The organism is Streptomyces sp. NPDC002536 (genome assembly GCF_053594995.1).
Genome location: NZ_JBSFWU010000183.1, coordinates 1 through 7,692, shown reverse-complemented (window position 1 = coordinate 7,692; position 7,692 = coordinate 1). Strand labels below are relative to the sequence as shown.

General features: G+C 69.9%; 7 protein-coding genes. 2 read left to right on the top strand and 5 right to left on the bottom strand.

Features of this window, described 5'->3' with window-relative positions; all coding sequences use genetic code 11:
* The 5 genes from ACWD4B_RS34495 to ACWD4B_RS34475 form a co-directional block, all read right to left on the bottom strand.
* On the bottom strand, window positions 1-1,133 hold a 1,133-nt coding region (locus ACWD4B_RS34495; protein WP_451424475.1), incomplete at its 3' end, for an ABC transporter ATP-binding protein.
* On the bottom strand, window positions 1,120-2,112 hold the full coding sequence (locus tag ACWD4B_RS34490; RefSeq protein ID WP_451424474.1) for an ABC transporter ATP-binding protein: 993 nt from the start codon (window positions 2,110-2,112) through the stop codon (window positions 1,120-1,122). The genes ACWD4B_RS34495 and ACWD4B_RS34490, both read right to left, overlap by 14 nt.
* Window positions 2,113-2,123: 11 nt before the next feature.
* A complete protein-coding gene (locus ACWD4B_RS34485) occupies window positions 2,124-3,113 on the bottom strand; it encodes an ABC transporter permease (protein ID WP_451424473.1) in 990 nt (329 codons plus the stop codon).
* Window positions 3,106-4,029 (bottom strand): ABC transporter permease, encoded by a 924-nt coding sequence (locus ACWD4B_RS34480; RefSeq protein WP_451424472.1) that lies wholly within the window; start codon window positions 4,027-4,029, stop codon window positions 3,106-3,108. Before ACWD4B_RS34480 ends, ACWD4B_RS34485 begins: the two co-directional genes overlap by 8 nt.
* Before the next feature lie 34 nt (window positions 4,030-4,063).
* The gene (locus tag ACWD4B_RS34475) at window positions 4,064-5,695 is read right to left on the bottom strand and encodes a peptide ABC transporter substrate-binding protein (protein WP_451424471.1); all 1,632 of its coding nucleotides are present in this window, start codon (window positions 5,693-5,695) and stop codon (window positions 4,064-4,066) included.
* A gap of 267 nt (window positions 5,696-5,962) precedes the next feature.
* On the opposite strand from ACWD4B_RS34475, the gene ACWD4B_RS34470 reads away from it, so the two are divergent.
* Both ACWD4B_RS34470 and ACWD4B_RS34465 read left to right on the top strand, forming a co-directional pair.
* Window positions 5,963-6,310, top strand: a complete 348-nt coding sequence (locus ACWD4B_RS34470; RefSeq protein ID WP_451424470.1) for a beta/gamma crystallin domain-containing protein — start codon at window positions 5,963-5,965, stop codon at window positions 6,308-6,310.
* 158 nt (window positions 6,311-6,468) lie between these two features.
* Entirely contained in the window at window positions 6,469-7,623 is a 1,155-nt protein-coding gene (locus ACWD4B_RS34465) for an acyltransferase family protein (protein WP_451424469.1), read from the top strand.
* Window positions 7,624-7,692: the final 69 nt, after the last annotated feature.

Below are 7,692 nucleotides of genomic sequence, written 5' to 3'. Positions count from 1 at the left end.
AGCCGCCCGCCCGGTCCGGCCCCTGGGGTGCGGTCTCCGGCACCCGCATCTCCTCCAGCGAGCTCTTCCGCAGCACCCGCTCGTCGCCGTCCACCCCGCACCCCCTCCTCCGCAAAATGGCACGCCGACGGGTGCGCCGCCGGCCCCCCGCCCTCCCGGAACCATTCCGGCGTCTCCAGCGGCGGCACCACCTCCGCACACACCGCCTGCGCCTTCCAGCACCGCGTCCGGAAGCGGCAGCCCGACGGCGGATCCGCGGGCGACGGCACGTCCCCCGTCAGAAGGATCTTCTCCCGCCCCTCCCGCCCCCGAGGATCGGGCACCGGCACCGCCGACAGCAGCGCCTGCGTGTACGGATGCGTCGGGTGCTCGTAGATCTCCGCATCCGACCCCGACTCCGCCAGCCGCCCCAGGTACATCACCGCCACCCGGTCCGAGATGTGCCGCACCACCGACAGATCGTGGGCGATGAACACGTACGACAGCCCGAACTCCCGCTGCAGCCGCTCCAGCAGGTTGACCACCTGCGCCTGCACCGAGACATCCAGCGCCGACACCGGCTCGTCCGCCACGATCACCTCCGGCCGCAGCGCCAGCCCGCGCGCGATGCCGATGCGCTGCCGCTGGCCGCCCGAGAACTGGTGCGGATAGCGGTTGATGTACTCCGGGTTGAGACCCACCACGTCCAGCAGCTCCTGCACCCTCCGCCGCCGGCTGCCCTTCGGCGCGGCCTCCGGGTGGATCTCGTACGGCTCGCCGACGATGTCGCCCACGGTCATCCGGGGGTTCAGGGACGTGTACGGGTCCTGGAAGACCATCTGGATGTTGCGCCGGACCGCCTTCAGCGCCTTGCCCGACAGCCGCGTGATGTCCTCGCCGCGGTAGCGGATGTGCCCGGCCGTCGGCCGCTCCAGGTGCACGAGCAGCTTCGCGACCGTCGACTTGCCGCACCCCGACTCCCCCACGATGCCGAGGGTCTCGCCCTTGCGCACGTCGAAGGAGACGCCGTCCACCGCGTGCACCGCCCCCACCTGCTTCTTGAAGAGAATGCCGCGGGTGAGCGGGAAGTGCTTGACGAGGTCCCGGACTTCGAGAACCGTCTCACCGGACTCACCGGACTCACCGTGCGTCATCGAGGGTGTCCTTCCAGAAGTGGCACGCACTCGTCCGCCCCGGCGCCACCCCGAACAGCGGCGGCCGGTCCGTCCGGCAGACGTCCTGGGCGCGCGGGCAGCGCGGGTGGAAGGGGCAGCCGGCCGGGATCGCCGTCAGGCTGGGCGGCAGGCCCTTGATCGCGTACAGCTCCGCGCCCTTGCGGTCGAGGCGCGGGATGGAGTCCAGCAGACCGCGGGTGTACGGGTGCGCGGGCGCCCGGTACAGCTCGTGCACGGGCGCCGTCTCCACGATCCGCCCCGCGTACATCACCGCGATGTCGTCCGCCACGTCGGCCACGACACCCAGGTCATGGGTGATGAGGATGAGCCCCATGGTGTACTCGCGCTGCAACTCGGCGAGCAGGTCCATTACTTGGGCCTGGACGGTGACGTCCAGCGCGGTCGTCGGCTCGTCCGCGATGATCAGGTCCGGCTCCAGGGCCAGCGCCATCGCGATCATGATGCGCTGCCGCATGCCGCCCGAGAACTGGTGCGGGTAGTCGTTCACCCGCTCCTTCGCGGCCGGAATGCGCACCCGGTCCATCAGCCGGACCGCCTGCGCCCGGGCGTCCTTGCGGGTCGCCCCCCGGTGCACCTCGTACATCTCGGCGAGCTGCGCACCCACCGTCATCACGGGGTTGAGGGCGGAGAGCGCGTCCTGGAAGATCATGGCGAGCCTGGCGCCGCGGATCCGGCGGCGCGCCTCCTCGCCCGCCGTCAGCAAGTCCTTCCCCCGGAAGAGGACTTGGCCGCCGGTGACGAACCCCGGCGGCGAGTCCAGGATGCCCATGACGGCCTGGGCGGTGACGGACTTGCCGGACCCGGACTCCCCCAGCACGGCCAGCGTGCGCCCGGCGGCCACGGAGTAGCTCACGCCGTTGACGGCCTTGGCCACCCCGTCACGCGTACGGAACTCGACGTGCAGGTCCCGCACGTCCAGCAGAACGTCCTGCTCCATCTCCCCGCTCCTCAGCGCAACTTGGGGTCGAGGGCGTCGCGCACCGCGTCGCCGAGCATGATGAACGCGAGCACCGTGACGCTCAGCGCCCCCGCGGGCCACAGCAGCATGTGCGGGGCGTTGCGGATCTGCGTGGAGGCGTTGGAGATGTCGATGCCCCACGAGACGGTGGGCGGCCGCAGCCCGACGCCGATGAAGGACAGCGTGGCCTCCAGGGCGATGTACGTGCCGAGGGCGATGGTCGCAACGACGATGACCGGCGCCACCGCGTTGGGCGCGATGTGCCGCAGCAGCATCCGCATGTTGCCCGCGCCCAGCGCCCGCGCCGCCTGGACGTAGTCGTGCTGCTTGGCGGTGACGACGGCGCCGCGCGCGATGCGGGAGATCTGCGGCCAGCCCAGCAGCACGATGAAGCCGACGACCGGCCAGATGGACCGGCCCGTCACCACGGACAGGAAGACCAGCCCGCCCAGGATGATCGGGATGCCGAAGAACACGTCGGCGAGCCGTGACAGCAGGGCGTCCCACCAGCCCCCGTAGAACCCGGCGAGCCCGCCGAGCGCGCTGCCGAGCAGCGCGGCCCCGGCCGTCGCGCACACGCCGACGGTGATGGAGGCGCGGGCGCCGTGGACGGTGCGGGTGTAGACGTCGCAGCCCTGGGTGTCGAACCCGAAGGGGTGCCCGGGCCGGGCCCCGTCCTGGGCCAGGGCCAGGTTGCACTGCAGCGGGTTCCCGCGAGCAATGAGCTGCGGCCACAGGGCGATCAGCACCAGGAAGACGATGACGAGGGCGGAGACCACGAACACCGGGTTGCGCCGCAGGTCGTGCCAGGCGTCGGACCACAGGCTGCGCGCCTTGGCACTGCCGGGCGCGGCGGGGACCGGCCCGCCCTCCAGGGTCTCCGCCTCGCTGGTGGCCAGGCTCATGGCGCCGCCGCCCGCGGGGGTGACGGCCTCCCGTGGGTCGTGCTGCGGGTCGGGCGGCGGCTGCGGCTCAGGCATAGCGGATCCTCGGGTCGAGCACGGCGTAGAGCAGGTCGACGAGCAGGTTGGCCACCAGGAAGACGATGACCAGGACGGTCACGAAGCCCACGACGGTCGGCGAGTTCTGCCGCAGGATGCCCTGGTAGAGCTGGAAGCCGACGCCGTGGATGTTGAAGATGCGCTCGGTGACGATGGCGCCGCCCATCAGCGCCCCGACGTCGGTGCCGATGAAGGTGACCACCGGGACGAGCGAGTTGCGCAGCAGGTGCCGGACGACGATCCGGCGGCGCGGCAGTCCCTTGGCGACGGCGGTGCGCAGGTAGTCGGCGCGGGAGTTCTCGGCGATGGACGTGCGCGTCAGGCGCGTGACGTAGGCGAGGGACGTGAGGGCCAGCACCACGCCGGGCAGCAGCAGTTCGCCGAGCTGCGCGTCGGGCGAGACGGACGGGGTGGCGGTCCCCCACTTCACGCCGAACACGTACTGCAGCACGTAGCCGCTGACGAACGTCGGGACGGAGACCACGACCAGCGTGAGCAGCAGCACGGTGGTGTCCAGGGCGCGCCCGCGCCGCAGCCCGCTGAAGACACCGAGCGCGATGCCGACGACGATCTCGAAGGCGATGGCGACGAGCGTGAGGCGCAGGGTCACCGGGAAGGCGTCGGCCATCAGCTCGGTGACCTTCTGGCCGTTGAAGGCGGTGCCGAAGTTCCCGGTGAGGATCTGTCCCATGTAGTGCAGGTACTGGATGCCCAACGGCCGGTCGAGATAAAGGTCCTTGCGGATCTGTGCGGCGGTCGCGGGGTCGGGCGCCTTGTCGCCGAAGAGCGCGGCGACGGGGTCGCCGAGCGCGTAGACCATGACGAAGATGAGGAAGGTGCTGCCGATGAAGACAGGGATCATCTGCAGCAGCCGCCGGATCACATAACGCCCCATGCCACGCCCCTCACTTGACCCCTCGCCCGGCCTCTCATTTGACGGTGATCCGCTCGTAGACCGGGACGCTGAACGGGTTGAGCATCACGCCGGAGAGGCCGGAGGCGTATCCGGCGCTGCCGTTCTGGTACCAGAGCGGGATGGCGGGCATCTGCCGGGCGAGGACCTGCTCCGCGTCCTGGAAGGTGGCGACGGCCCGGGCCGGGTCGGACTCGGCGTTGGCCTCGTCGACGAGCCGGTCGAAGTCACTGCTGCTGAACTTGCCGTAGTTGGAGGAGGCGTCGGTGTAGTAGAGCGGCTGGAGGAAGTTCTGGACGAGCGGGTAGTCCATCTGCCAGCCGGATCGGAACATGCCCGTCACCTTCTCGCCGGTGATCCGGTTGCGGAAGTCCGCGAAGGTGCCGACGGGGTCGACGGTGCAGGCCCGGTCGTTGCCGAGGGCGTTGTTGATGCTGTTGCAGACGGCGTCCATCCACAGCCGGTGGGATCCGGTGTCGACGTTCGAGGTGACGGTGACGTGCCCGCCGGGCAGCCCGCCGCCCTCCTCGATGAGCTGCCGGGCCCGGACCGGGTTGTACGTGCAGGCCTCGCCGCACAGGCCGGCCTTGTAACCGCCCTGGACGCCGAGCACGGGCGAGGTCCAGTCGGTGGCCGGGGTGCGGGTCCCCCGGTAGATCTGCCCGGTGATCTCCTCCCGGTTGATCGCCATCGACAGCCCCCTGCGGACCTTCGCCATGCCGCTGTGGGTCCAACTGGCGTCATACATAGGGAAGGAGAGGGTCTGGATGATCCCGGCGGGCTGATTGATGTAACGACCGTCGAGGTCGCTCTTCACGTTCTTCAGCTGGGCGCTGGGGATGTCGTCGACGAGGTCGAGGTTGCCGGCCATGAGGTCGGTGTAGGCCGTGTTGTTGTCGGTGTAGACCCGCAGCTCGACGCCCTTGTTCCGGGCCTTGTCGGGACCGGGGTAGCCGTCCCACCGCTTGAGCCGCATCACGGACCCCTTGGCGTAGGAGTCGATCGTGTAGGGCCCGTTCCCGACGGGCTTTTTCAGCCAGCCCGCGTGGTCGGTGAAGAACGCGCGGGGCAGCGGGGCGTAGGCGGCGTAGCCGAGGGTGTCCGGCCAGGTGGAGAACTTGGTGCGCAGCCGGACGGTGAAGGTCCGGTCGTCCTGCACGGCGAGCCCGGACAGCGTCCGGGCGGTGGCGGCCCCGGAGGCGGGGTGGACCTTGTCATACCCGTCGATGTACTCGAAGAAGGAGGCGTTCTTCTGCTTGTTGTCGACGAGCGCGCCGTAGTTCCAGGCGTCGACGAAGGAGCGGGAGGTGACCGGCTCGCCGTTGCTGAAGGTCCACCCGCGTTTGAGGGTGATGGTGAAGTTCTGCTGGTCGGGGGACTCGATCTGCTCGGCGAGCATGTCCTCGGCGGCGCCGGTCTGCGGGTCGTACCGCTTGAGCCCCCGGAAGACCATGTCGAGGACCTTGCCGCCCTGGACCTCGTTGGTGTCGGCGGGTTCGAGCGGACTCTGCGGGTCGCCCCAGGAAGCCCGCACCACCCCGGCCCGCGCCCGCCCGCCCCCCGTACACCCGGCGGCGGCCGCCACCAGCACCACGGCCACGGCACCGCAGACGGCCCGGCGGGCACGGGTGCGCGTGCTCGGGCGCATGGGGCCTCCTCCGGTGCCGGGATGCAGTAAATACCACTTAAGGCCTGATTTCACCCCACGAGGGGAGGTGAGACCGGGTTCCGGGCGCCGGACGGGCGGAGAAACCGCCCGGATGCGGGAGTGCGGGCGCGCGCGGGGCATCGGCCCCGAACTGATCAGCCGGTTTCGATCACCATCGAAAGACCTGGCCGCCGGGCGCGGTGATCAGCAGGATCTCTGACGCCCCTACCGCTGGTAACGGGCTCCGTCTCCGGAGAGGGACCACCTGTGATCAAGCGCATCCTCGGGACCGCCGCCGCAGCCGCCGCACTCGGCCTGGCCGTCGCCGCACCCGCCACGGCCCAGGAGGCCGGGCGCCCCGACATCACCAACCCGGTGTGCGACGGCAGCGACTACGTCACCGTGTACTCCGATTACGGCTCGACCTGCTACGCGAACGCCGGCTCCACGCACCCCAACATCCACAACGTCTGGCAGGTGTGCAGCGGGAACAACGACATCTACGTCCAGTTCGCCTCCGGCGGCCCGGCCGGACAGGACATAGCCCGGCACACGTGCTACTCCCTCAAGGACTGGGCGGGCGACTCGTACCTCACGTATCTGCAGATCTACTGATCCGGAGCCGCCCGGCCTCCGGCGCGAGGGCGGCCGGCCGCTGCGGACGGCCGCCTCGACACCGTTCAGGAGCAAGGGAGTTGTCACGGGCGCCATGGTGACAGCAGCCCATGACAGGCAAGGGATTAACCGACAGACCGGTACAATGCCCCCTTGCCATGTCCCAAGTAATGAATCCGGCGGCGGAAGACACCGCGCCCGCGCCCTCCCCCACGTCCGCGCCCGCCGGCCGGCGCCGCCCGGCGAAGGCCTCGCGTCTCGCCGTGCTGGACGGGCTCCGGCTCGTCGCGGCCCTGATGGTCGTCGTCTACCACTACACGGCGATGGACAACCCGTGGGCGGGGCACACCAGAACGATCTTCCCCACGCTCCACAAGTTCTCCCAGTACAGCTGGACCGGTGTCGAGGTCTTCTTCCTCATCAGCGGTTTCGTCATCTGCATGAGCAGCTGGGGGCGCTCGGTCGGCGACTTCTTCGTCTCCCGCATCTCCCGGCTCTACCCGGCCTATTGGGTCGCGGTGGCCGTGTCGTTCGCCGTGATCACCCTCTGGCCGCTGGTCCCGCTGTTCCACCGCGTGGACGGCTGGACGCACGCCGCGATCAACATGACCATGCTGCAGGGCGGCATGGGGATCCCGGACGTCGACGGCGTGTACTGGACCCTCTTCTGCGAGCTGAAGTTCTATCTCCTCTTCGCCCTCGTGGTCGTGGCCCGGGGTGTGAACTACCGCAACTGCGTGATCTTCTGCTGTCTTTGGACGGTCGCCGGCATCGTCGACTACACCGCGCCGAGCCAGCTCCTCGACATGTGGGCCATGCCGCTCTTCTCGCCGTACTTCGTGGCCGGCATCGCGTTCTACCTGATGTACCGGTACAAGCCGAACGCCGTGCTCACCGGCATCGTGCTGGTCTCGTTCCTGCTCGCCGAGAACCAGATCGTCAAGCGCGTCGGCTTCAACCTGACCGAGCCGCACCGCCCGATCCCGGCCTGGCCCGCCCAGGTGATCGTGGCGCTGGCCTTCGCCTTCATGGCGCTGCTGGCACTGGGCGCCTTCGACCGCATCCAGTGGCGCTGGCTGACCACGGCGGGCGTCCTCACCTACCCGCTGTACCTGCTGCACGAGGACATCGGCTGGACGATCATCGCCGCCCTCCGCCACAAGGCCTCTCCGCTCACGCTGGTGGCCGGGACGACGGTGGCGATGATGCTGGCGGCCTACCTCCTCCACCGGCTGGTGGAGCGCCCGCTGGGGCCACGGCTGAGCCGGTGGCTCAAGAGCGCCACGGCGGAGATCAGGGGCCTGAACCACTGAACGCGCAGTTCCCCGCGGCGCCAAGAACCACATGCTGGTGCTCCCCGACGCCCAGCGCTTGGACGCGCT

Bases quoted from the DNA above. Each gene is read 5' to 3' on its own strand.
- ACWD4B_RS34475 (WP_451424471.1), bottom strand. From the start codon at position 5,695: ATGCGCCCGAGCACGCGCACCCGTGCCCGCCGGGCCGTCTGCGGTGCC.
- ACWD4B_RS34490 (WP_451424474.1), bottom strand. From the start codon at position 2,112: ATGGAGCAGGACGTTCTGCTGGACGTGCGGGACCTGCACGTCGAGTTC.
- ACWD4B_RS34480 (WP_451424472.1), bottom strand. From the start codon at position 4,029: ATGGGGCGTTATGTGATCCGGCGGCTGCTGCAGATGATCCCTGTCTTC.
- ACWD4B_RS34485 (WP_451424473.1), bottom strand. From the start codon at position 3,113: ATGCCTGAGCCGCAGCCGCCGCCCGACCCGCAGCACGACCCACGGGAG.
- ACWD4B_RS34465 (WP_451424469.1), top strand. From the start codon at position 6,469: ATGTCCCAAGTAATGAATCCGGCGGCGGAAGACACCGCGCCCGCGCCC.